Here is a 23,727-nt window from a genome sequence, read left to right on the forward strand (position 1 = left end):
CCCTGGACCCGTGCGATGGCGGTCACGACCGCTGCTGCCCTGGCTCTGTCCCTTCTCTACGCCCCTCCTGCGGTGGCTGAACCCGCGCCGCCGGACCCGACCGGCTCTGAGGAACAGCAGGAACTGGACGCGCTGACGTTGGCGGAGCAGACCGGCGAGCCGGTGGAGATCCCCGGTCTCACGGATGAGAAGACCCAGCACTTCGCCCACCCGGACGGGTCGTTGACCGCGGAGATCTCCGCGATCCCGGCCCGGGTGCGTTCCGAGGGCGGTTGGGTGGATGTGGACACCACCCTGGTGCAGGCTGAGGACGGGCTGGTGCGGCCCAAGGCGGCGAGCATGGACATCGCCTTCTCCGGCGGCGCTGACGAGGCGATGGCCCGTATCGGGATCGGCTCCAACAGTGTGGCCCTGGGCTGGATCGAGGACCTGCCCGCACCCGTTCTTGACGGGGACCAGGCCACCTACTCCGACGTGCTGCCTGATGTGGACCTGGTGCTGACCGCCGGGGTGGAGGGCTTCACCCAGGTGCTGGTGGTGCACACCCTTGAGGCCGCCCAGCTACCGGAGCTGGCCGAGCTGGAACTGCCTTTGACCACCGCAGGCGTGACGATGACCGCCGACGAGCACGGCAACCTCGACGCTCTGGGTGATGAGGGCGGGCAGAGTGTGTTCTCCGCCCCGGCTCCGGCCATGTGGGACTCGGCAGGGGAAGAAGAACAGAGCCAGAGCGAGGACCCCACGGTTGCCGCGCCTTCTGGTGCTCGGATGGAGTTGCTGGAGACCTCGGTGGAGGTCGACCGCATCCGTCTGGTCCCCGACCAGGGGATGCTGGTGGATGAGGCCACCGAGTTCCCGGTCTACATCGACCCCTCGGTGAGTGTGAGCCGCCCCAACTGGGCGTATGTGGACCGCGCCTACCCGAACCAGTCCTACTTCAACCCATCGACTGCGAAGCCTGTGGGTGTGGGTCGGTACTCCGACCACACCGGAACCTACACCCGCCGGGCGTTCTTCCAGTTCACGGTGGCCGGGCGCACCAATCACCCGAACACGATCATCAACTCCGCCACGTTGCGCACCGAGGTCGACTGGGCCTACAGCTGCAACAGCAACTCCTATATCCAGTTGCAGCGGGTGTCGGCGTTCAACCGCAACACCACCTGGAACAACCAGCCTTCTACCCAGGGCGGGGTGCTGGACACTCAGAACGTGCGCGGCGGGTGGGCGACCTGCCCCTCCTCCAGCGGGGTGGAATTCAATGCCACCTCCGCCTACCGGTGGGGTGTGAACAACGACGCTTCTCACATCTACCTGCGGCTCAAGGAGCGCGATGAGTCCGGGAGCACCGCGTGGCGCCGCTTCGATGTGAAGAAGAAGCCGCCGGTTTTGGTGGTGGACTACAACCACCCTCCGGAGAAGCCGGTGACCTCCACGATCTCCGACTCGCTGGGCGGGGTCTGCCAGACCGACCGCACCCAGCCAAGGTTGATCAACAACACCACGGTCAGGTTCAACGCCCAGATCCGGGACCGGGACTCCTACTGGGTGGGTCAGCAGGTCAAGTCCCAGTTCCAGTGGAAGATCGCCGGTGCGGACGGCAACCTGGGCAGTGCGGATTCGGCCTATGTGACGGTGGGCAAATGGTCGGGGGGCTCCTACCGGCCGGTGGCGGCGCGAGATCTCCCCGAACGCGAGCTCATCGCCTACCGGGTGCGGGGCCATGACCGCTCCCATTGGGGGCCCTGGTCCTCATGGTGCTTCATCGAGGTCGACGCCACCAAGCCCGACTCCGGCCCTGAGGTGACCTCCACCGACTACCCGGCTGGCGATGAAGCCCACGGTTCGGTGGGTCGTTCGGGGGAGTTCACCTTCGCCAACAACGGTGTCGAGCAGGCCACCAGTTACCACTACAGCGTCAACGACGCGACCTGTGCCACCGAGATCGAACTCGATTCACCGGGAGCGTCGGTGACGGTGCCCATCACCCCGACTCGTGATGGGCCGAACCTGATCCACGCCCGCATCACCGACGGCTTCGGTAACTCCTCCGAATGCGGTTTGGTGTATGTCTTCACGGTTGCTCCGCCCGCTGATTCGGTCTCCTACTTCCCGCTGGATGAGGGACAGGGGAATACCGCTACCGACGTGATGGACGCGGGCCGCACCGCGAACGCCTCGGGCGGCATCGACTGGACCCGAGGTCGGATCGGCCATCGTCAGGGGGGTTCCTACCGGCTGGAGGGAACCGCAGTGAACACCGGTGGTCAGTCGCTGTTGAACACCCCCGAAGCGGTCATCGACACCACCGAGGCCTTCTCCGCCTCGGCCTGGGTGTACCTGGATGAGCAGCCCAGTACGAATGTCACGGCCCTGGCCCAGGAAGGCGACTTCCAGTCAGGGTTCCATCTGGGCTACCAGGCCGGATCAACACGCACCTGGACCTTCAAGATGGCCCCGCACGACGACGGGCCCACCTCCGGCGGTGCTGGTTGGGTCTACGCCCACGCCACCGAACCCGCGCAGCTCGGCGTGTGGACCCACCTGCTGGGCACCTACAGCCCCGACACCGGCGAACTCACCCTGTACGTCAACGGTGTGGAGCAGTCCCGCAACCAACACCCCCAGGCCTGGAACGCCCAGGGCGGTCTGGTGATCGGCGGTGCCAAGCACCAGGGCGATCTGACCTACCACTGGCCCGGGGCCATCGACGACGTACGGGTGTGGGACCGGATGGTCTTCGACCAACCACTGACCGAGGACGACGGAGAACGTTCCGAGGTGTGGGAACTGGCCAACCGCCCCGCGGCGTTGGAAGGGCGCTGGAAGCTCGACGAGAGCGAGGGCACCGTGGTGGCCGACTCCTCCGACCACGGCCTGGACGGCACCTTGCACGCGGACCCGGCCACCGCCTGGAACCGGGCACTGAACGACGTCACCTTCGCCCCCGGGGTGACCTTCGACGGCGCGGGCGAACACATCCGAGCCGAGTCGGCGATCCGCACTGACCGTTCCTGGAGCGCGGCGGCCTGGACCCGTCTGGACGAGGCCTCGGGCAACGGAACGATGGTCTCCCAAACGGGCGCGGAGCAGTCCGGGTTCCTGCTGGGCCACCAGTCCGGTTTCGACGACAAGTGGGTACTGGAGACCGCTGCCGCTGACGTGGCCGGGTCCGGGGCGGGCCCCTGGTCGCGGGCGATCTCCGACCACGCGGCCGAGTTCGGGACCTGGACCCACCTGGTGGCCACCTACGACCACGCCACCAACGAGCTCACCCTGTACGTGAACGGCCAACGCCAAACCACTGTGGGTGAGTGGCGTACCCCCTGGCACGCCAAGCACGGCACGGTGATCGGCCGGGCCTGGCGGATGGGCCAGGACGATCTGTTCGCAGGTCAGGTCTCCGACGTCCACCTCTACCAAGGGGTGCTGTCCCAAAACGACATTTACAACGTCTACGAGGGCCTGATCCCGACGAGCTCCCTCTGAATCTCGCCCCCACCCACCCCCACACCTCACCCCATTACTCGTTCACTGAACCCGGCGGCAACGACGACCGCCGGGACGGAGGCCTCCTGTGTCCGAATACCCTTCCACCAACAAAGACGGCGTCGACGAACCCGTATCCAGAGGTGCTCGCGTCCGTCGCGTACTGAGCCGGGGACTGTCCAACACGGTCGCCCTGGCGGTGGTGGCGACGCTGCTGGCGGCCCCCTCCTCACAGGCCACCCCTCAGAACTCGGCTCCGGAGGTCGAGGACGAGCCGTGGATCGAGGGTAACGAGGTCGTCGCCGCTGCGATCGAGGAGGATGACGCGGCGGACGAGGCATCGATCTCCACACTGGAGCAGGTGCGCTGGCCCGAGCCGGAGACCGCTGACCTCACCGCCGAGGCGGACGGGACCGAGGACGTGGACGCGCTGTCCACCATGGCCCAGGACGAGGGCGCCGTGGTGGGTATCGGCACTGTACCCACCGAGGTCATGGACACATGGGAGATGCCCTTTCCCGTCGAGGAACCCTTGGAGGATGCTGACCTTCGCGAGGAACGACGCGCGCCCAGGGAACCCGACGGTGAGACCTCTCCCGAGGGTGTCACTGAGCCCGAGCCGGAAACCGAACCGAGCGAAGACCCGGGCGAGGAACACCCCGAGGCCGAAGAGAGCGACGAGGGGGACGGGGGAGAGGCGGCCGAGGACGAGACCGCTGACGCTGAACCCGTCGAAGACGAGGTCCCCCAGCCAGTGGAGTCAGCGCGGGTCGAGCTCCTCAGCAAGGAAGAGGCCGCCGAAACGGGGGTGGACGGACTCCTGCTCGAGGTGACCCGCACCGACGGCATCCAAGCGCCCGGCCCGGTCGAGGTCGTGCTGGACTACTCCGAATTCGACTCCGCCTTCGGCGGTGACTACGGATCCCGGCTCCGCCTTGTGGCCCTGGCCGACTGCGACACCGACCAGGAAGAGGAGTGCACCCGGGCCTATGACCTGGGGTCGGTCAACGACCCGGCGACCAAGACTCTGAGCGTCATCGCTCCGGCCACCACCTCCGGGGTGATGCTCATGGCCGCATCCGGAGGGGGCGGCGGCAACGGCGGGAACGGCGACTACCAGGCCAGCGACCTGTCACCCTCGGCCTCCTGGGACGTGAGCCTGCAGACCGGTGACTTCTCCTGGACCTACCCGCTGGAGATCCCGGACGTGGCCGCCGACCTGGCACCCGACATCGCCCTGTCCTATTCCTCTGGCTCCGTGGACGGCCGTACCGCCTCCACCAACAACCAGGCCTCCTGGATCGGTGAGGGCTTCGACTACCACCCCGGTTTCATCGAGCGCACCTACATCCCCTGTGCCGAGGACGGGCAGAAGGACCCGAACAAGACCGGGGACATGTGCTGGAAACGACACAACGCCACCCTGTCCCTGAACGGCATGTCCAGTGAACTCCTCTTCGACTCCGACGGCACCTGGAGAATGCGCGGCGACGACGGTTCCAAGGTCGAACGCCTGACCGGTGCCACCAACGGCGACAACGACGGTGAGTACTGGAAGCTCACCACCACCGACGGCACCCAGTACTTCTTCGGCCGCAACCGCCTGCCCGGCTGGTCCTCGGGAAAACCCGAGACGAACTCGGCCTGGACCATGCCGGTCTACGGCAACAACTCCGGGGAGCCCTGCCACAAGTCCTCCTTCGCTGACTCCTGGTGCCAGCAGGCATGGCGGTGGAACCTCGACTACGTCGTCGACGTGCAGGGCAACGTCATGACCCTGCACTACACCAAGGAGAAGAACCACTACGGCCGCAACATGAAGGCCGACGACGCCACCCCCTACGACCGCGGCGGGTACCTGCGCCGTATCGAGTACGGGCTGAACAGCGACGACGTGTTCGCCACCGCCCCGGCCCGGGTGAACTTCACCGTCGCCGAGCGCTGCCTGGCCACCGATTCCTTCGACTGCGCACCCGAAAAGCGGGAGAAGACCAACGCCAAGCACTGGCCCGACGTACCGCTGGACCAGGACTGCAAGGCCGGGGCCAAGTGCACCGACAAACTCTCACCGACCTTCTTCACCACCAAACGGTTGGACAGGGTCGCCACCCAGATCCACGACGGTTCGTCCTACTCCACCGTCGACTCCTGGAAGTTCGAACACCTCTTCCCCGCGCCCGGTGACGGAACCGACCCCACCCTGTGGTTGGACTCCATCACCCACACCGGCCACGTGGGCGGCACCCTGGCCAACCCCTCGCTGACCTTCGCGGGTACGCCCATGCCCAACCGTGTGGACTCCACCAGCGACGGTGTGGCACCGCTCAACAAGTGGCGGATCACCGCCGTCTACACCGAGACCGGCGGCCAGCTCGACGTCTCCTACTCCGACCCGGACTGCATCGCCGGATCCACCCCTACCCCGCACACCAACACCAAGCGCTGCTATCCCGTCCGGTGGGTGCCCAGCGGGCGCGGTGACGACGACATCACCGACTGGTTCCACAAGTACGTCGTCACCCAGGTGGCGGAAGTCGACCTGGTCACCGACCAACCGGACGTGGTCACCACCTACGACTACCGGGGCGGCGGTGCCTGGCGGTACATGGACGCCGACGGGTTCACCAAGGACGACAAGCGCACCTGGTCCCAGTGGCGCGGCTACGAGGTGGTCCGCGTCCGGAGCGGACTCGCCGACGAGACCCAGTCCGAGGAGGAGCACCGCTTCTTCCGCGGTATGCACGGCGACCACCTGCCCAGCGGTACTCGAAGCGTGAAGGTCACCGACACCGAGGGCGGTGAGCACACCGACCACGACCGCTACAACGGCCAGACCCTGGAGACACTGACCCGTAACGGGCCCGGCGGGGAGGTGGTGGAGAAGGAGATCAGCCTGCCCTGGAGCCGTAAGACCGGCTCACGCACCTACTCCTGGGGCACCGTGGAAGCCCACATGGTCGACACGGCCTCGGTCCGCAGCTACGCCCCCCTGGCCGAGGGCGGTTGGCGCCAGCACCGCGTCGACACCACCTATGACGACTACGGCCTACCTATCGAGGTCTTCGACCGCGGTGACGTCTCGGTGAGCGGGGACGAGGTGTGCGCACGCACCACCTACACCCGCAACACCGCCAAACACCTACTGGAACTGGCTTCCCGGGAAGAACTGGTGTCCGTGGGGTGTGACGCGACCCCCGACCGTCCCAAGGACGTGATCGGCGACATCCGCACCCACTACGACGGCAAAGCCTTCGGAGCCACCCCCACCCACGGCGTGCAGACCTCCTCCGAACGACTGGTCGGCTACGACGGCTCCACCCCCCGCTACCAGGTCACCGAAAACTCGACCTTCGACCGGTACGGGCGCCAGCTCACCCAGACCGACGCCGAAGGCAACACCACCACCACGCAGTACACCGACCACACCTTGGGCGGTAACACCACCAAGATCACCACCACCAACCCGCTCGGCCACACCAGCACGATCGAGCTCGACCCCGCACGTTCACTCACCATCGCCGAGATCGACTCCAACGGCAAACGCACCGACCTGGCCTACGACCCTCTGGGGCGTCTCACCGAGGTCTGGCTCGCCGACCGGCCCAAAGCCCGGCTCACGCCGAGTATGAGATTCGGCTACCACCTGTCCAAGGATGCCCCTACCTACGTCACCAGCAGCGCGCTCAACCCCCACGGCGACTACGTCACCAGCTACCAGATCCACGACGGCTGGCTACGCGTACGCCAGACCCAGACCCCGACCTCCGGGGGCGGGCGCCTGATCAGCGACATCCTGCACGACACCCGCGGACTCCAGGTCCAGACCCGAGCCGCCTACCCCAACGAGGACGCTCCCAGCGGCACCCTCTTCGTCGTCAACAACACCGATGAGATCCCCCGCTACACCCTCGCCGTCCATGACGGGGCCGAACGCCCCCTCCACCAGATCCAGATGTCACGGGGCCAGGAGCAGTACCGCACCACCACCGAATACGCGGGCGAACAGACCCGGATGACCCCGCCGGAAGGCGGCACCGGCACCACCACCATCACTGATCTGCGCGGCAACACCGTCGAACTACGTCACCACCACGGACGCCAACCCACGGGTGACTATGACGCCATCCACTACACCTACACCTCCAGCGACGAACTGGAGACCGTCACCGACACCGCGGGCAACGAGTGGCGCTACACCTACGACATCAACGGGCGCCGCACGGCCAGCACCGACCCCGACACCGGCACCACCACCTACACCTACGACGCGCTGGACCAGGTGACCTCCAGCACCGACGCACGCGGTCAGACCCTGGCACACGTCTACGACGCGCTCGGCCGCAAAGTCGCCCTGCATGAGGATTCCACCGACGGCCCGCTGCGCATCGAGTGGGTCTACGACACACTGGCCAAGGGGCAGCTGACCTCCACCACCCGTCACGACGGTGACCTGGCCTACAGCAACCAGGTCCTGTCCTACGACGACCTGTACCGGGCGATGGCCACCACCGTCACCATCCCCCAGGAAGAAACCGGACTGGGCGGCACCTATCGGTTCATCACCCGCTTCAACCCCGACGGCAGCATCCGCAGCCACGTCTCCCCTGCCGCGGGCGGGCTCTCGCAGGAGAACATCAGCTACACCTACGACAACCTGGGCAGGGTAACCGCTGTGGCCGGTGACGGTGCCTACGTCACCGCGGCTGAGTACTCCAAGGTCGGCAACCTCGTCATGCGGATCCTGGCGCGTACCTCCAACAGCGCCAACCGCTACTGGCAGGCGTGGGACTACAACCAGGCCACCAACCGCCTCAACGAAAGCTGGGTCACCCCCCGGTTCGGCACCGGTTCCCTGCAACACCTGCACTTCGCCTACGACGACGCAGGCAACATCCTGTCCCTGCGCGACGAGCCCAGCGACAGCGAACGCCCCGCCGACGTGCAGTGCTTCGCCTACGACCACATGCGCCAGCTCACCGAGGCCTGGACCCCCGACGCCACCGGCGCCGGGGCCTGTCAGGCGGCCCCGCAGGTGGAGGACCTGGGAGGCCCCGCCCCCTACTGGCACTCTTACACCTACGACGCCGTCGGCAATCGTGTCACCGAAACCCAGCACGGCGGCATCGGCGGTGCCACCGAACGCACCTACACCCACCCCAATGCGGGCCAGGACCAGCCCCACACCCTCACCCAGGTCCACGAGAGCGGTCCCGCAGGTGAGCGGTTGGAGCACTACGGCTACGACGAGGCCGGCAACATGGTCTCGCGCACCACTCCCGCCCACGAACAGGGCCTGGAATGGGACGCTGAAGGGCTCTTGGTCCGCGTCGAAGATGCCTCCACCGGGGTGAGCACCTACACCTACGATGCCAACGGCGACCGACTCATCCGCCGCGACGCCACCACCTCCACCCTCTACCTGCCCGGCATGGAGATCCACCACGAACGCACCACCCTGGTCACCCGGGCGCTGCGCTTCTATGAGCACCACGGCGAGACCATCGCGGTCCGAGACGCGGACAACAACGTCACCTGGGTCTTCGCCGACCACCACGGCACCGGACAGCTGGCCGTGGCAGCTGAGGGCGGGGAGATCACCCAGCGCCGCTTCACCGCTTTTGGAGCCGACCGCAGCGTCGGCGCGGGGGCCTGGCCCAGCGAGCACGGGTTCGTCGGCGGCACGATCGACGCCTCCACCGGCCTGACCCAGATCGGGGCTCGCGCCTATGACGCGGCGCTGGGCCGGTTCATCTCGGCCGACCCGGTCATGGACGTGGCCGACCCGCAGCAGATGCACGGGTACGCCTACGCCAACAGCAACCCGGTCAGCTTCACCGACCCCGACGGGCTGTTCCTGCGCAAAACCTGGAACAAAGTTCGCCGTACTGCCAGTCGAGTGAAGAACCGTGCCCGTACTTCGGTGCGACGGGTGTGGAACTCCTCGCGAGTACGCAACATCCGCTCCACGGTGCGGCGCACGGTGGTCTCCCGGGCTCGGCGCACGCACAGCTTCGTGAATCGGACGGTGCGCCGGGTTCCCCAGCGTCCGCGCAACTTCATCGCTGGTGTGGGCAGTGTCTTGACCTGGAGTCCGGCGCGTGTCCTGGGTGATTACGCGGTGCGTAAAACCGGTCGTGGAATGACCTGGGACCAGCAGTTGGCGAGTGTGGGGATCAACTCCAACTCTGGTGCGTTCAAGGCTGGCGAGGCGACCGTCGATATCGCTGTGGAGGCGGCGACCGGTCCCATCCCCGCGGGTACCGGCCTGCGGGCTCTACGTAACGGCGACAAGCTTTCGGGTCTGTTCAATAAGTTCCGTCGTGGTGGGAGCAGTCGCTGTAACAGTTTCGCTGCGGGCACGTTGGTGGTGATGGCCGACGGCAGTACCAGACCCATCGAAGAGGTTCAGGTCGGTGAGCAGGTGTTGGCCACCGACCCCGAAACGGGGGTGGAGGGCCCGCGCGAGGTTTTGGCGACCATCGTGGGGTCGGGGGTCAAGACCCTGGTCGAGATCACCGTGGACACCACCACCCAGGTCGAGCTCGCGGGCCTGGAACAGGGTGAGTTCGAGGAGACGGGCGCTCGTCCGGGGCCGATGGTGTTGGGCGATGTCATCATCGCCACGGACGAGCACCCCTTCTGGTCCCCGGAACTGGATGCCTGGATCGATGCCATCGATCTGGTGCCGGGGATGTGGTTGCTCTCCTCCGAGGGCACTCTGGTCCAGGTCACCGGGCTCCATGCCTGGGTACAGCCTGCCACGGTCCACAACCTCACCATCCAGGGCATCCACACGTACTATGTACTCGCTGGGCAGACTTCGGTTCTGGTTCATAACAGTGGAGGATGTCTTCCTGCCCTCCGGGATTGGGGCAGTCAGCGATTCCAGTTCGGGAATCAGTCCTTCTTGCTTGATAAGAAGGGAATGGAGCACATCCTCACTCGTCATCACCCGAATTATTGGGATGGCTCGGTAAAGAAGACGCAGTCCTTCTTCGATTCGAGAATGAGTGTTGGCGACGTCCAAGGTGCTATCGGTCAAGTCATGCGGCAGAACCGCGATACGCTGGTTCAGCGAGGAAGTCAGGGCATGTACCAGATTCGCGGTAATGTTAAAGGCATCGATTATGTACTCGGCATGAACAGAGGTCGAGTGGGTCAGTTCTATCCGGAATAGTCACCATCTAGGGGCCTGAAACGTGGTTGAGATTGAGACGTTCCTGAAGGGTGCGGACGGTGGGTTCGTGCGGTTGGAAGCCTGCCGTGTCCCGCCGCCCGACCTTGACTATATTGAAGGTGCCATCCGGATGTCCGTTGATGGATTAGAAATCATCGGCTTTGAAGAGTGGGACTACGTTGACCAGCTCTGGTGTTACATTGCCGAGATGGTGGCGAAAATGCAGTCGTTGGGTTACGCAGAGATATATTTCCCTGATCAGCCGATCAAGCTCGCTTTTCGGGTTGTAGGGTCTCGTACCTTGGTGGCCGCCAAGATTGGCAAGGAAACGAAGATGGTAGATGTTTCATCTGTGGATTTTCTGAAGGCTATCAAAGATGCTGGGATGGCCTTCTTTCAGAAGATGTCCGAGCTTGTCCCGGATAATTCTTATGCCGAGGCTCAGCAGGAATTGTCAGTTTAAAAAAGCAGAAGCTTCGCTGGTAGTTCTTGAATCCGGCGGGGTCTCTCGGGATCTTGACTGCAGTCAGCCTCGATTCTTCAGTGGTGGGGATGGGCTGAGGAGCGGTTGGGTTCCCCCCGGTTCGCCCCCGCGATGCGGGGGCGAGACCTTCGCGTGTCGCTGCGGGCCGCGCCGGGTTCCACCGTCCTCTTCCTCCCTCCTGCTGCTCGTCGGGGCAGGCCCGCCTCATCTGAACGCGGGCAGCTCCCCCAACCGATGCCAGCACGAGGTGAACGCCCGTGGGTGGTGTCATACCGTCGTAGCAACACCGCAGGTCAGAAGGGTTGCCGATGGGGACACGACGGACGCTCACTTTGGAGGATCGCGAGGAGATCGCGCTCGCACACACACGGGGTGAGGGCGTACGCTCCATCGCCCGTGCTCTGGACCGGAACCCGTCCGTGGTCAGCCGGGAGATCGACCGCAACACCAGCAAGCGCGGCTACCGGGCCACCACCGCCCACCAGCGCGCCAGGACCCGCCGGTCCCGTCCCCAGCAGCGCCGCATCGACACCGATGCGATCGTCCGTGAGCGGGTCCTGGCCGACCTGGGCCGGGGCCGCACACCCCGCCAGATCGCGGGCCGGTTGAAGCTGGAGGCCGAGAACGCCAGTGTAGAGCCCAGGATCAGGTGGCCCATGCCTTGGGCCTGGCAGTGTTGGAGGACGTGGTGCGGGTCGGGGCATGATCGGCCAGGACATCGATGGTTTCGTGCAAGTGGCGGTAGCCGGTGGCCTGAGAGATGCGCGTATCGCATGCTAGGCGGTACGCGCATCCGGCTTCCCGGAACCAGCGTAGGGCGAAGGCCGTTTGCAGGAATGGGGTCAGGACTTGGGACCCTTCGGGGTGCCGACGGCTCGGCAGTGCGCGACCAGGAGGCTTATTCACAAGCTCCATGATGAGATGAAGTCCGATCATCCGATGAAATGACCCACCATGCAGACGTGCTGAGTTTCCGCGTTACCAAGACACAGCAACGGCTCCTCCGCTGAAATCTGGGGTTACCAAACCAAAACCAGACCCGCGAAGAAGCCGTTGGACCTGCAGCGTATAACCGGACTCTCACCCGAACAACTCACCGAGCTCACCGCCCGTATCCACCACAAACTCGGCCCTCTCGCCCGGCCCGGCGGTAGACCTGCCGCGATCGGCCTGCACGCCTCCGTCGCCCTGGTCACGGCCCTGCACCGCCACAACCTCACCCAAGACCTGGCCGGAGCCCTCTTCAACGTCTCCCAACCCACCGTCAGCCGCCGATGGGATCTGCTCCGCCCACTCATCGCCACCGAACTCGCCGCCTTCGTCCTGGACCCCACCGAAACCGTAGGAGGATCGACCGTCCTGGTCGATGGCACCCTCGCCCCCACCTGGGACTGGAAGCACGCCGAAGGCATGTACTCAGGAAAACACCAGACCACCGGCTTCAACCTCCAGATCGCCTGCACACCCGCAGGCGACATCGCCGCAATCGGTCCCGTGCCCGTGCCCGGATCACGCCATGACGCCCACGCCCTGACCGCCAGCGGTCTGGCCGATCTCATCGCCGACCTGGACAGCACCCTGGGTGACAAGGGCTACCAAGCCCACGTGGACATCTCACCGGCCAGGAAACCTCCGGGCGGAGATCTCTCCCCGGAGCAGGAGGCCAACAACACCGTGATCAACAGCTTCGAGCCGCGGTGGAAAGAGCTGTCGCCCACCTGAAGAACTGGCGCATGCTCCAGACCCGCTACCGCGCTCCGCTGGCCAAGTTCAGTGAGGCCCTGTCCGTGATCATCGGTCTGTACTTCTTCACTCGATACTTCGAGGCTTATGAATAAACCTCCAGGAGCCGAGCGAGGAACTCTACGACCGATCTTGTGGTGAGAACCGTCCTAACAGGGGCCTTGCGTCTGTGTGGGGTGATTCCCCGGTGTCTACTTATGTCTCTTTCATGAACTTGAACCGGTTTTCCGGGTCACGTTGCTTTGGGAAGGCCTCAGTGTGGCTTTCGATAACATGCGAAGGGATATTCCTGGGCTTTGGGAAAGGGGTGGTTGATATGGCTCCATGAAGAGGGTGGGGTGGGTGCAGTCATTTTTGGTGAAATTTGGGTGGGGTCTAATCATGTCATGTTTGTTTTGGGGTGGCGAGTGCGGATGATTTACAACTCACTTCTCAGTGAGATGGTTGACATGAGTATCGTTGACTCGATTTCTGATGGTGATATGACCGAGTTTCACAAGGAAGTTCTGGATGCTGGTTGGTGTGCAGAGGCTAATGGTGCCTGGGTGCTCCAGCGTTTTCGTGAGGACTACTCGGGTATTGTTTCGAAATTCTCTGATGTTACTGGCTATGAAGCCGCAGTTAATGGTAGGTCGATTCCTGATTTTGATATCGAGGAAGGGGAGTTCCTGGCTGAGTCATTGTTTCGGCGGGCGTATTCCTTTGCTCGGAGGGCCCTCCTTGATCTGGGCGAGATTCCCGGATCTCCGCCAGCTGTCGCCTATGTATCAATCTCCCCGGCTCTCTATGATGAATCGATTATTACCGGCCATGTTACATTCTGTGCGGCCAGGGAGGAGGAAAGACCTTATATTGAGGAGGTTTCGGGTTTCACTTTGTCTGGAATTCTCTTGCTGAGTTCATCTGATTTTCACACGGACTAATGACTTGGGCTGGCTCTGAAGCGGTCTCCCTTGTGGGTGGGGTGCGTCAAAGCTGATCAGTTCTTCTGCTCCTCTTCGAGAAGAATTTCGGTTAGATAGGCCAGGATTCAGTTCAGTCATAAATCAGGTGGGACCGAGAGGCAGCCCCGGGCGCCGCTGGGTCGGGGGCAGATGTAACCGCAGCGAATTCTCCGGATCCTCAAAGCTGAACGTACGGTTTTCCAGATGGTTCTTTATTCGTGACTGAAGCGCCTCGACCAGGTTTAACTCCCGGGGTTTACTTGGGCGGGTGCGCTATACTCAAACACGTCCGATCCGCTAGCTTCTGGTTCGTCCTACGAGCGGTGTGTGAATTCGTGCTATAGCAAGGCAGGAAGCTTCTTAAAGTGGCAGGGCGAGATGAATAATGAAGCAGCCAATCGGCTCTGCATTAAGCATGGCGAAAGACATTATTGATCAGCCGAGATCGGATGGATGGATATCATCTGTGCAGGATGCGGTGGCAGCTATTCGTGATTTCGCTCAGATTGAGTTTAATGTCCCGTCTGGTCCTGACTCAGATGGATTCCTTTTTCAATATTGCGAAGTGAACTGGTTTTCTGAGTCTACGTTCACGTTGGGTTTTGTGCGTCAGATGGAACTGGTTGGCGCAGAGGTGGAGCATGAAGGCTACTTGTAGGTTGAATTTGAGTATCGGTACCTTTCCGATGCCGACCTTCGGTCGCTTAAAAGTCACAGTTCCTGGTGGTTCCGCGGGGATGGGATTGTTTTCGATGAATGGCTCGGCCTGGTGCAGCGATCCCCTGTTTGGAAAGTAGTTGAAGGAAAAATTCCTATGGGTTTCTACATAACGCAGGAGTTTGCCTGAACTTGATAATTCTTAGGGCGAGGATGGTGGTTCCGGCCTACAAGGACTACCTGGAGATCCCTGGCGGGTACATGGAGCACGGGGAGGTCCCGACTCGGGCCGTGGCGCGTGAGGTGAAGGAAGATTTGGGGGTCGCCCCGCCGATCGGGCGGTTGCTGGTCGTGGACTGGGCACTCACGCCATCGGAGGGGGTAAACAGTTGTTCGTCTTTGACGGCGGACTGCTCGACCAGTACTGGCTGGACCGGATCGTCCTCGACCAAGACGAGTTGGCGGGATAAGGGTTCCATGAGGTGGCCGAGGTTGGGATGGCAACGATCCCCCGGCTCGCTCGAAGGATTACTCAAGGGGATCGTGCACGTCGTGAAGAGACCACGCTCTATCTGGAGAGCGGCGAGGCCGTCGCGTAACGGATTACCGGTGGCTGTGGAGAGTGGCCTCGACGAAAGCGTTCCACTCCGTGCGGGTGAAGGTCAGGTGGCCCAGCTCTCTGTTCTGGGTGTCTCGCACGTCGGCTCCGGTCTCGTGCTCCCGGGATTCGACGCACTCGTTGGTTCCGCCGCTGTAGCTGCTCTTGTGCCAGTCACTCATTGTCAATCGCCTTCATCTCGTCGTAGATGGCCTGCAGTGTTTCCTGTGGGTCCCTGGCGGCTCCCTGTAGAGCAGTGAACACCATACGGCTCCGGTTGATGTCCGCTGAGCCGGAGATGATGCGGCCCTCCTCAGCGGATTCCATGTACGCCACCTCGGGTTCTTCTGCTGTGGTGATGATCCGCCTGGGCCCCGACGTCCCCGCGTGCCGTGGTGCCCGGATCGGAAGCATCTGCACGGTGACCCGTTCACGCTCGATCTGATGGGCTACATACGCCAACTGCTCTTTTTGTACCTGCGGGGAGCCGTAGCGTCGCCAGAGCACGCTTTGGTCGATGATCAGCCAGATCACCGGAGACGTGGCCTCTGCCATACGCTTCGCCCGGTCGTTCCTCTCCTTGGCCAGGGCGAGGACCTGCTCCTGGGAAAGCCACGGTGCTCCATATCGGATGAGCGCGTACGAGTACTCCTGTGTCTGGAGATAAACCGGGAACACCAGAGGCTGGTACTCGAACAGGGCGTCGGCATCGTGGGTTCGTTTGGTGACTTCGTGCAGCCACACCTGGCGTCCGGAGCCCGTGAGCTCCTCCCAGAGCTTGTCCAGCCTGCCGTCGCTTTCAAGGACTTCGTCCAGGAACTTCCTCAACCAGGGGCGCGCCATGGCTCGGCCGTTCTCGACGTCGGACAGGTGTGAATCGCTGATGGTCGTGCCTCGCTGGCTGATCCTTCGTGCCAGGGCCTGCTGGGTCAGCTCTGCTTCTACTCGAAGCCTGCGTAGCTCCCGCCCGAATGCCTTCAGATCCCGTTCGTCCGTGTGCATGTAGCCATAGGAACACAAGGGGCGACGCCCTGTGGGGGATTCCAGAGAATTCCAAGCGCCTGTGGAAGATTCGTGAGCTCTCCGAGCAGCCTTCACATGCCATTGCCCCAGGCCACACCCTTGCTGTCGCGGGCCCGCAGCCACCAGCGCGACAACGAAAGGAACCGGTGGATTCCATGACTCCCACCCGGCCGCCCCTCGACCTGCCCCGGCGGATCCGCTGCACAGACCCCGAGCAGGCTTCTCTGGAGTGCGGGCACCAGCTCTGGCACCTCAAGGCCGCCCGTAGCTGGGCCACCCACGTGGCCCGCACCACCCCCGCCAGCGCTGACCCGCTCCTGGTCTCGCTCTCCGAGCTGCACACCAACGCGTTGAATCACAGCGCTTCGGGGCTGCCCGGTGGGCGGGTGCGTGTATCGAGATCGAGCGGCGACGGCGGCTGTTCCTGCTTCGCGTCACCGACGACGGACCCCGCCCCGGTGCGGAGGCCACCGTGCCCGAGGCGCGCCCGGTGGAGGGGCTGTGCGGGGCTGACGGGTTGCTCGTCGAGGGCGGGTACGGGTTGGCCCTGGTGGACGCGATGGCCCTGTACTGGGACTTTACCCGCGAGCCCGACGGCGGGTTGATGGTTCGTGCCGCTTTCGACCGATCCGGTCGAACCCGGATGGCCGCCTGAAAACCCGTGGCCGGTTTGTGGCCGACAGGTGTTGGAGCACCTCGCTCACCCAAGCGAACATCGACCACCCCTCGCGGGAACGGCGTGTCCAGCGGGGGATCCAGGGCCGTGGGCCCTGTGTGGAATGGACGGGAAGCGCAGCCCCGGGCGGCGTGCAACCTCGGGGCCACAGACACCCGACCATGCCGAGTAACGAAGAAGGACCCAGAAGTGGAGGCGCCCCGACGCGGTGCGGCGAACACCGGGCCGGGGCTGACATCCCCACCTGAATGAGCAGGAGGAGATCCGTGCAGAAGCCTACTGGTAGGCACCGCAAACCCGTGCGGGGCTGGGGACAGCGCGTGCGGTGGCTGTTCGGAGCGGTCCTGGCCGCCGTGCTGTGCAGCCCGCTCGAAGTCGCACCGCGCCGCAGCATCGACCGTCCCAGGGGCGAGGGCCGGTTGGTGCTGGAGCGCCGCGCGACCCCCAAGGCCCTGACCGCTTCCTCTGCCGTGACGCGGGGCAGGACGGTGGCCGAACTCGCCGCTCGGGAGGGCGAACCCCAACCTGAGCCGGGGCCGGTACGGGTGCCGCGACCCCGGCGGCCGCACCCCTCGGAGCAGGGGTGGTGTGTGGACGACGACGGGGTGCGCGGGGTGCGCCCGTACCTGTTCCACGACGCGGAGCGGTCTCGCCCCAGCAGGGAGCACTCCTTGGTGGTGCAAGCGTAGGGGGAGTCCGATGACCTGGCCGCCGCAGTGCGCACCTGGTTGAGCCTGGCCACCTGAGGACACACTTCTCGTCTCGGGGCGGTGCCGTAGGTCGCATCGCCCCGATTCCCTGCTTCGTGAGTCAGGTCTGAGTCGCTCTCGCAGACCACGCCCCGTATCGGGTCCCGGCGCGCTCGCCTGGAGGAGTCTTCACGGGAAGGCCTGTCCTTCGAGTTACCCGTCCCCGTCCAGCCAAGGTTTCTTGAAAGCGGTCATCTGGGTCGCACCCCTGTTCGGAATTCTGGCTGTCTTTATCTATGAGTGGGCGATGCCGATGCGGGTGCGCGGCATCCCCATTCGGGCTACCAGGTTTCGGTTTGATATGAACCTGTATTTGGTGGCCGCCGGATAAAGAGGGTTGCGGTCCCGGGTTCATTCGGCCTGGCCAGACGGTTTTCTCTGGCGCCGGTTTTTCAGATGGCGCTAACTATATTTTTGGACTGCATTTATACTGGAGGAATTTGTAGGCGCCGGTGGGAATTGGGTAAATTACTGATGGTTGGAGCGGGGCATTGATGCCCCATCCGGGTTTCTTTTCGGTCGTAGTTAGAATGTGCAGGCACCACCCGTAATGCGTCGTTCCCTGACCCGCGCGACGGCGGCTTGTGTGGCTTACACCCTCGTGCTTTCGATGGGGGTCGCTGCTCCTGCCGCAGTCGACGACGATGCCTCAGCCGCCACCGGCGGCACGGCCGCCTCCGAGCAGCGGAGCGGTGAACCTGGCGGGATCCTCCCTGCCGATGTGGCAGACCGTAACCTGACCAGGACCGATGACACTTCTGCCGCCGACGGCACTCCCGCCCCCGCACGTTTCGGCGAGGGCCGGACCGAGACCGAAAGCTCCCTGTGGACTTACGTTGACCTAGCTTCTCCGGACAGCGCCCACCATGGCGTCGAGATCGCCAGCGTGGGTACCGGGCGCCTCGTGTGGGACCGCGTCTACACCCGCAGGGCCCTGTTCCGGTTCCCGGTCGAGTCGGGCCCGGGAGCCGCTGTGGACTCCGCCGTGCTGCGTACCGAGGTCGCCTGGTCCTATGACTGCCACAGCGACTCCTTCCTGGAACTGCACCGGGTCGACCCCTTCGACGGCGGGACCACCTGGAACGATCAGCCGACGGCCCACGCCCTGCTCGACACGCGAAGGGTCAGGGGCGGGCGGGCCGCCTGCCCGGTGAGCGGCGGTGTCGAGTTCGACGTGACCGAGGCCTACCAGTGGGCCGTGGACCACGGAGAACCCCACATCGACCTGCGCCTCGGGGAACGCGACGAGTCCGGGACCACGGCCTGGCTCCGCTTCGACGTCGAGGACAACCCGCCGGTACTGACGGTCGACCAGAGCACGTCGCGGGTCCCGGCCGAGGGCTCTGATCCGACCGGTACCCCGAACCGCTCCCGGTACGGTGCGCAGGGCCCCTCCCCGCTCACGTTCGCAGGAGGCCACGCCCCTTCCGGCGACACAGTCCCGGCAGGCACGGACCTGGGAGGCGCCCTCCCCGGAAACGCGGACCCGGGGGTCCGGGGAGCCTCCGACATCCGAGTTCAGGTCCCCGCCTCCAGTGACCGGCTCCGAGCCGGGGACGGTCGGGTCCCCGACCTACGGGGGGAAGGGGCGGGTTCCCCGAGCGCTTCGCACGCCCACCCGCAACGGGACGGGGCCATGGATCTGCAGGCCAGGGGACCTCCGGCCCGCACACCGGTCGGAGAACGCACTCGGGTTCACCGACCACGGGATCACGGTTGACGGACGACGGCGCCTCTCTCGCGGTACGTCCTCCGGTAGGGCGGAGGACGCATCGGCGGTGGCCCGAGGGGTAGGGCCGGTCGGTTCCGGAGCGCCACGGCGGCGAGGTGCCCGGAAACGGCCGAGGGACCGTGCCGAGGCAGCACCGGCCACGGAGCAGGGTGGCCGCCTGCGGTGAGGGCACGGTTCCGCGCCGGTGGGAGAAGCGTCCGTCCCCGATACCGCAAACGCCTGAGGCAGAGCCGGAAGGGGGCTGCGCCTCAGGAGGGCGCTGCGGCCGGGAACCCCTGTGCGCATGGGCACCGCACAGGGGTTCCCGGAGCGCTGACGCCGGATCGCTCCTCGGCGTGCCGTGAACCGGGCACGCGGGTGTCGTGCTGCCTCCTGGGTGGATCAGGGCGCGTGCTCGGAATCAGGCCGAGGCCACCGGTACGGTCCTGAAGCAGTTGTCGTGCACGCCGGTGACCGCGACCCTGCCTGGAGTCGCGGGTCCGAGGTCACCGCCGCGCCTACCGGCTCAGGCCGGTCAGGTCCCGCCGGACACCCGGTCGGGTTCGCCGCCCCGCCCGGGGCCGCCTCGCCGCAGACGCCACCGCAGCCCCGGCAGGATCGGCGCGGAGCCGCCCACCCGGCGCTTGTTGTAGATGTCGAAGGCCACCGCCAACAGCAGCACCAGGCCCTTGATGAACTGCTGCCAGTCCACGCCCAGGCCGATCAGCGACATGCCGTTGTTGAGCACGCCCATGAACAGGGCGCCGATGACCGCGCCGATCACGCTGCCCACCCCGCCCGCGGCGGAGGCGCCGCCGATGAAGGCCGCCGCGATGGCGTCCAGCTCGAACATGGTGCCCGCGCCGGGGGTGGCGGCGTTGAGGCGGGCGGTGAAGACGAGCCCGGCCAGCGCCGAGAGCACCCCCATGTTCACGAACACCCAGAACGTGGTGCGCTTGGTGCGGATACCCGACAGCGCGGCGGCCCGCTCGCTGCCGCCCACCGCGTACACGCGCCGCCCCATCGTGGTGGAGCGCATCACGAACGCGTACCCGGCGATGAGCGCGACCAGCAGCACACCCACCAGCGGCAGGCCGTTGTGGCTGGCCACCGTGTAGGTGAAGGCCACGATCACCGCCACCACCAGCGTCGAACCGGCCGCGGTGACCGCCGCCGGGGGAACCGGCAGGTCACGTGCCAGGGAACGGGCCCGGGTGCGCCACTGGATCCACACGATCGCCGCGGCTCCGGCCAGCCCCAGGGCCAGGGTGGGCAGATGGAGTCCGTCGCTCTGCCCGGGCAGGAACCCGCTGGCGATGACCCGCAGCGACTGCGGCAGGGGGGCGATGGACTCCCCGCCCAGCACCGCCAGGGTGGCTCCGCGGAAGATCAGCATCCCGGCCAGGGTCACGATGAACGCGGGCACGCCCACGTAGGCGATCCAGAACCCCTGCCAGGCGCCGATGAGACCGCCCAGCAGCAGGGCCAGGGGGACGACCACCACGGTCGGCAGCCCCCAGGAGGTCAGCATGATCGCCGACACCGCCCCGGTGAACGCCACCACCGACCCGACCGACAGGTCGATGTGCCCGGTGATGATCACCAGCATCATCCCGATCGCCAGGATCAGGATGTAGGAGTTCTGCATGATCAGGTTGGTGATGTTGAGCGGGGTGAGCAGCAGTCCGCCGGTCAGGACCTGGAACAGGATGATGACGGCGACCAGGGCGATGGCCATGCCGTACTGGCGGGTGTTGCCCTGGAACAGCTCTCGGAGGCGGGAGCGCGAGGGGTTTCGGGTCAGGTCGTTCACGTCGGGTCCCCGGTTCGGGTCATGAGTCTCATCAGGGTTTCCTGGTCGGCGTCGGCCCGGGGCACCTGGCCGGTGATGCGCCCCTCGCACATGGCGTAGACGCGGTCGCACATGCCGAGGATCTCCGGCAGCTCCGAGGAGATGAGCAGCACGCAGGCGCCCTCCGCTGCCAGGCGGCGCACGATCAGGTAGATCTCGTACTTGGCGCCCACGTCGATGCCGCGGGTGGGCTCGTCCAGGATCAGCAGCTCGGGCCGGGTGAACATCCACTTGCCCAGTACGACCTTCTGCTGGTTGCCGCCGCTGAGGGTGCGCACCGTCTGGTTGACGCCGTGGCTGCGCACCCGCATGCGCTCGCTCATGGCCTGGGCCTCCACCGTCTCCAGGCCCGGGTCGATCACGCCCCGGGTGCAGACGCGGCCCAGGGCGGCGAGCGTGGTGTTGTGCCGGATGTCGTCGTCCAGGACCAGCCCCAGGGACTTGCGGTCCTCGGGCACGTAGGCGACCCCTGCGGCGATGGCTTCGGTGACGTCGCGCACGCGCAGTTCCTCGCCGTCGCGCAGCAGGGAGCCCCGGACGTAGCGGCCGTAGGAGCGCCCGAACAGGCTCATCGCGAACTCGGTGCGCCCGGCGCCCATGAGCCCGGCCAGTCCCACGACCTCGCCGGCGCGCAGGTCGAGGTCGACCCCCTGCACCATGCGCCGCCCCGTCTGGGCGGGGTGGTCCACCGTCCAGTCGCGCACCTGGAAGCGGACCGGGCCGATCTCCCCCTCGCGGTCGGGGTAGCGCTGGTCCAGGTCGCGGCCGACCATCCCGCGGATGACGCGGTCCTCGTCCACCGAGGGACGACCGTCGGCGTCGCGCTCCACCGCCAGGGTCTCCACGGTGCGGCCGTCCCGCAGGATGGTGACCTCGTCGCTGACCCGCATGATCTCGCCGAGTTTGTGCGAGATGAGCACGCACGCCACACCCTGTGCGCGCAGGTCCAGCAGCAGGTCCAGCAGCCGGTCGCTCTCGGTCTCGTTGAGCGCCGAGGTCGGCTCGTCCAGGATCAGCAGCCGCACGTCCTTGGCCAGCGCCTTGGCGATCTCCACCATCTGCTGGGCACCGATGCTCAGCGTCGAGACCGGCGCGGCCGGGTTCTCGTCCAGGCCGACCCGGAGCAGCAGTTCGCGGGCGCGGGCGTGGGTGGCACCCCAGTCGATGACGCCGAAGCGGGTCACCTCGTGGCCCAGCAGCACGTTCTCGCTGATGGACAGCTGCGGGATGAGCGCGAGTTCCTGGTGGATGATCGCGATCCCGGCGCGCTCGCTGGCGGCGACGTCGGCGAACGCGCGGGGCTCGCCGTCCACCTCCACCAGACCGGTGTAGGAACCGGCCGGGTGGACGCCGCTCAGCACCTTCATCAGGGTGGACTTGCCCGCCCCGTTCTCCCCCATGAGTGCGTGCACGCTGCCGGGGGCCACGTCCAGGGACACCCCGTCCAGGGCCCGCACCCCGGGGAACTCCTTGCGGATGTCGCGCATGCGCAGCAGCGGCCCCGGGGCGGCGGGTTCGGTGTCAGCGCTCATCATTCGAGCTCGGACTCCTCGTAGTAGCCGCTCCCGACCAGGACCTCGTGGTAGTTCTCCAGGTCCACCGAGACCGGCTCCAACAGGAAGGAGGGCACGACCTTGGCCCCGTTGTCGTAGGTGTCGGTGTCGTTGACCGGTACCTCCTCGTCGGCCAGGACCGCCTCGGCCATGTCCACGGTCTGCGCGGCCAGCTCGCGGGTGTCCTTGAAGACGGTCTGGGTCTGCTCCCCGGCGATGATCGACCGCACCGAGGACAGGTCGGCGTCCTGGCCGGTGACCACCGGCAGGGGGCGGGCGTCGGTGCCGTAGCCCACCGCCCGCAGGGACTCGATCACACCGAGGCTGATGCCGTCGAAGGGTGACAGGACCGCGTGCACGTCCTCGCCCGAGTAGTTGGCGCTGAGCAGGTTGTCCATCCGGGACTGGGCGACGGAGCCGTCCCAGCGGGTGGTGGCGATCTGTCCCATCTCGGTCTGGCCGCTGCGGACCTCCAGGGTGCCGTCGTCGATGTGCGGCTGCAGTACCGACATGGCGCCGTCGTTGAAGAAGTAGGCGTTGTTGTCGTCGGGTGCCCCGCCGAACAGCTCGATGTTGAACGGGCCGTCCTCGTTCTCCAGGTCCAGGGAGTCGACGATGTACTGGCCCTGGATGACGCCGACCTCGAAGTTGTCGAAGGTGGCGTAGTAGTCGACGTTCTCGCTGCCCATGATGAGGCGGTCGTAGGCGATCACCGGGATGCCGCTGTCGGCGGCGGTGTCCAGGACGTCGCCCAGGGCCTCGCCGTCGATGGAGGCGATGACCAGGGCGTCCACGCCCCGGGTGATCATGTTCTCGATCTGGGAGATCTGGTCCTGGACGACGTCCTCGGCGTACTGCAGGTCGGTGCCGTAGCCGCGGTCCTCGAACTCGGCGACCATGTTGGCGCCGTCGTTGATCCAGCGCTCGGAGGACTGGGTGGGCATGGCGATACCGATGACGCCGTTCTCGCCGTCGGTGCGGGCGGCGTCGCCGACCCCGCCGCAGGCGGTCAGGAGCAGCGCCCCGGTGGTGAGGGCGGCGGTCAGGGATGTGCGTGGTGGACGTGGCATC

14 protein-coding genes and 1 pseudogene are annotated in these 23,727 nt (G+C 65.7%); 10 read left to right on the forward strand and 5 right to left on the reverse strand.

What is annotated here, in order from left to right; genetic code table 11:
- Positions 1–15 precede the first annotated feature (15 nt).
- From NE857_RS14905 to NE857_RS14930, 7 genes and pseudogenes are all read left to right on the forward strand, one after another.
- Positions 16–3,489, forward strand: a complete 3,474-nt coding sequence (locus NE857_RS14905; RefSeq protein ID WP_254421538.1) for a LamG-like jellyroll fold domain-containing protein — start codon at positions 16–18, stop codon at positions 3,487–3,489.
- 88 nt (positions 3,490–3,577) lie between these two features.
- Positions 3,578–10,666 (forward strand): RHS repeat-associated core domain-containing protein, encoded by a 7,089-nt coding sequence (locus NE857_RS14910; protein WP_184362514.1) that lies wholly within the window; start codon positions 3,578–3,580, stop codon positions 10,664–10,666.
- Between the two features lie 22 nt (positions 10,667–10,688).
- Entirely contained in the window at positions 10,689–11,129 is a 441-nt protein-coding gene (locus NE857_RS14915; RefSeq protein WP_184362516.1) for a hypothetical protein, read from the forward strand.
- Positions 11,130–11,458: 329 nt separating this feature from the next.
- A pseudogene (locus tag NE857_RS34700) lies at positions 11,459–11,791 on the forward strand (transposase); the annotation flags it as partial.
- A 412-nt stretch (positions 11,792–12,203) separates the two neighbouring features.
- Positions 12,204–12,872 (forward strand): transposase, encoded by a 669-nt coding sequence (locus NE857_RS14920; RefSeq protein ID WP_254421539.1) that lies wholly within the window; start codon positions 12,204–12,206, stop codon positions 12,870–12,872.
- Positions 12,873–13,342: 470 nt separating this feature from the next.
- Positions 13,343–13,816 carry a hypothetical protein gene (locus NE857_RS14925; RefSeq protein ID WP_184362522.1) on the forward strand — a complete coding sequence of 158 codons (474 nt, stop codon included), beginning with the start codon at positions 13,343–13,345 and terminating at the stop codon, positions 13,814–13,816.
- Between the two features lie 406 nt (positions 13,817–14,222).
- Positions 14,223–14,495 (forward strand): hypothetical protein, encoded by a 273-nt coding sequence (locus tag NE857_RS14930; RefSeq protein WP_184362525.1) that lies wholly within the window; start codon positions 14,223–14,225, stop codon positions 14,493–14,495.
- Between the two features lie 602 nt (positions 14,496–15,097).
- Here the strand turns inward: NE857_RS14930 and NE857_RS14940 are convergent.
- Together NE857_RS14940 and NE857_RS14945 are read right to left on the reverse strand one after the other, a co-directional pair.
- Entirely contained in the window at positions 15,098–15,274 is a 177-nt protein-coding gene (locus NE857_RS14940) for a DUF397 domain-containing protein (RefSeq protein WP_184362528.1), read from the reverse strand.
- A complete protein-coding gene (locus tag NE857_RS14945) occupies positions 15,267–16,094 on the reverse strand; it encodes a helix-turn-helix domain-containing protein (protein WP_254421540.1) in 828 nt (275 codons plus the stop codon). Before NE857_RS14945 ends, NE857_RS14940 begins: the two co-directional genes overlap by 8 nt.
- Positions 16,095–16,587: 493 nt before the next feature.
- On the opposite strand from NE857_RS14945, the gene NE857_RS34705 reads away from it, so the two are divergent.
- The 3 genes from NE857_RS34705 to NE857_RS14960 all read left to right on the forward strand — a co-directional run bounded on the left by NE857_RS34705 (position 16,588) and on the right by NE857_RS14960 (position 19,260).
- On the forward strand, positions 16,588–16,770 hold the full coding sequence (locus NE857_RS34705; RefSeq protein WP_435873527.1) for a hypothetical protein: 183 nt from the start codon (positions 16,588–16,590) through the stop codon (positions 16,768–16,770).
- A 287-nt stretch (positions 16,771–17,057) separates the two neighbouring features.
- Complete coding sequence (locus NE857_RS14955) at positions 17,058–17,480, forward strand: hypothetical protein (RefSeq protein WP_254421541.1); 423 nt, start codon at positions 17,058–17,060, stop codon at positions 17,478–17,480.
- A 781-nt stretch (positions 17,481–18,261) separates the two neighbouring features.
- Entirely contained in the window at positions 18,262–19,260 is a 999-nt protein-coding gene (locus tag NE857_RS14960; RefSeq protein WP_254421542.1) for a DNRLRE domain-containing protein, read from the forward strand.
- Between the two features lie 526 nt (positions 19,261–19,786).
- Here NE857_RS14960 and mmsB read toward each other — a convergent pair.
- Genes mmsB through chvE form a run of 3 tightly spaced genes read right to left on the reverse strand, consistent with a single transcriptional unit; the run spans position 19,787 to position 23,726 of the window.
- Positions 19,787–21,064, reverse strand: coding sequence for a multiple monosaccharide ABC transporter permease (mmsB, locus tag NE857_RS14965; protein ID WP_254421543.1), 1,278 nt, complete (start codon positions 21,062–21,064; stop codon positions 19,787–19,789).
- Positions 21,061–22,638, reverse strand: a complete 1,578-nt coding sequence (locus NE857_RS14970; RefSeq protein WP_254421544.1) for a sugar ABC transporter ATP-binding protein — start codon at positions 22,636–22,638, stop codon at positions 21,061–21,063. The genes mmsB and NE857_RS14970 overlap by 4 nt, the downstream gene beginning before the upstream one ends.
- Positions 22,635–23,726: a multiple monosaccharide ABC transporter substrate-binding protein gene (gene chvE / locus NE857_RS14975; protein ID WP_254421545.1), complete on the reverse strand. Its 1,092-nt coding sequence runs from the start codon at positions 23,724–23,726 to the stop codon at positions 22,635–22,637. Before chvE ends, NE857_RS14970 begins: the two co-directional genes overlap by 4 nt.
- Position 23,727 lies beyond the last annotated feature (1 nt).

The sequence above is a fragment of the Nocardiopsis exhalans genome (genome assembly GCF_024134545.1).
In the GTDB taxonomy this organism is placed as follows: domain Bacteria; phylum Actinomycetota; class Actinomycetes; order Streptosporangiales; family Streptosporangiaceae; genus Nocardiopsis; species Nocardiopsis exhalans.